Origin of the sequence: Flavobacterium sp. (genome assembly GCF_049590715.1) — a bacterium.
In the GTDB taxonomy this organism is placed as follows: domain Bacteria; phylum Bacteroidota; class Bacteroidia; order Flavobacteriales; family Flavobacteriaceae; genus Flavobacterium.
The window spans coordinates 1-2,046 of the sequence record NZ_JBAWDL010000260.1; the positions used below are offsets into that span (position 1 = coordinate 1).

At 45.6% G+C, this 2,046-nt stretch carries 2 protein-coding genes; both read left to right on the forward strand.

Translation table 11 applies throughout. The annotated features are described in order from the left end of the window. Positions 1 to 151: 151 nt before the first annotated feature. Positions 152 to 598: a MarR family winged helix-turn-helix transcriptional regulator gene (locus WBQ70_RS11880; RefSeq protein WP_423914461.1), complete on the forward strand. Its 447-nt coding sequence runs from the start codon at positions 152 to 154 to the stop codon at positions 596 to 598. Between the two features lie 33 nt (positions 599 to 631). Next, a complete protein-coding gene (gene arr, locus WBQ70_RS11885) occupies positions 632 to 1,048 on the forward strand; it encodes an NAD(+)--rifampin ADP-ribosyltransferase (RefSeq protein ID WP_423914464.1) in 417 nt (138 codons plus the stop codon). The last annotated feature ends 998 nt before the right edge of the window (positions 1,049 to 2,046 follow it).

The window sequence follows — 2,046 nt, forward strand, 5'->3', positions numbered from 1 at the left end:
GGTCTGATGAGTTCACATACGGGATTTCATGGGGCCTGCCAGTCCATATATTTTATTGGTTTAGGCTTTCGCAATAATTTAATAAAGGCTATGAGATTCAACTTTGTATCATTATCTTTGCAATCAAGATAATTAATAGTCAAGATAATTTATGGAAAATGATCAGATACTGGAAATCAGAAAACTTAGTCAGAGGTATGCCTACGCTTCCGTCCAAATGCATGAGGCCATAGCCAGAAAAGCGGGTTTTGCCGGCACAGACCACAAGTACTTGGGCTTTCTCCTTAGAGGCAGGCTGACCGCCGGTGAGCTGGCAGAACTTACCGGGTTGACCACGGGGTCGGTGACTGCCCTGGCCGACAGGTTTGAGAAAAGGGGACTGGTGTACAGGGAGGCGGATCCAGCCGATAGAAGGAAGGTGCACATCGTCCCAGATATAGAGAAAATAACTGCGCTTCTGAAACCTCTATACGAAGTGTTCCAGAAAGAAACGGAAAGGATTATCGCCTCGTTTTCAAATACGGAAAGAGGGGTGATAGAATCCTATCTTAATGAATCCCTGCATTTGGCCAATCAAACCCTCGAAAAACTCAAATAGGAATAACCAATGATTAACAACGCTAAACCCAATATGGCCACCACGGTCCATACCCCATTCGTCCAGACGTACCTGCACGGAACCAAGGCTGATCTTAGGCTCGGACAACTGCTGAAGGCTGGCTACAATTCGAACTACGGCAAAGGGGACAAAGCCAAATACATCTACTTCACGGCCACTCTTGATCCCGCCGTTTGGGGGGCTGAGCTGGCCAGCGGCGATGGACGGGAAAGAATCTACCTGGTTGAGCCCACCGGTCCCATGCAGGACGACCCGAATCTGACCAACCAGAAATTCAAGGGAAATCCATCCATGTCCTTCCGTTCACAACATCCCCTCAGGGTAGTCGGTGAGGTTACTGCCTGGCAAGGCCACTCCCTGGAGCAAATCGAGGCAATGAAAAAAGGAATTGCTAGATTAGAGGCCCAAGGGATTGGGGCAATCGAGTAATACGGAATGCCATCTCTCTTTCCCTATGAATCCGGAATCCAAGGAATGGAAAATACAGTCCAGATTGTCCCATATCCAGCTCTTGGACATAGTATTGATGACTTGAAAAGCGGTCGTGACATTGCCTTGTTCACAAGTACAGCCCGGAGCGAAGTATGCGGATGATTGGAGATGGTGAGAAATTGCCTGGCCCATACCTGCGCTACAATTTTAAAATTACAGGCGGCATACTTGGAGAAATCACTGTAATCAATATAAATTTCTCCAAGTATAACACAGAGATTTCACCGCAATTGCCATCCCACCGTGCTGTTTCATAGCTGTTGGCCATGATTACCCGGGTGAACAGGGTCTTGTCCGTTGAGTTGGCGATGAGGCGTTCAGCTTTAATTACCTCCACTGATGGGATGAGCACATGATTTTCAACAGCTACATTCTTTTAACTTACAACTTAAGCGAACATGCAACTGTATGAGGCTATTTCAGCATAACACGGCTACCCGGCATAGCTTACTGTTTTAAGTCCTCGCCTTAATAACTTTTCATGATTCATGGCCTGTGTAAATCAGGTAATAAACTATATCCATGTGAGCTTAGGGGAAAGACAGTATACAGATCGAAGAGTCCAGAGATCTTTTTCTGAAAAATGCGGTCGTAGACGTATATAAGATCTTGACTTGTATATCGATGTTATAGTTCAGCTATTGAGACGTGACGGTCCGCTGAGTTGGCGTAGCCGAGGTTTTGATTCATCTAGCTGTTCTTAAACGTTCATAAAGTACAGTTCATAAAGATATGTCTTAATATTGACCTGGACCTACTTTCTGGACCCTGTATTTTGAGGGTGGCAAAAAACAAGCCCCACGGGTAGGCAGGGTCCAGAAAGGTAAGGCTTTATGGACTTTTGTAAAGCTCCTGTAGAATGCAGATCTCAGGAAGATTCTATTCCAAAACATAAAACAGGTATGATGACAAACATCCGTCATTCAGCCCAAAAG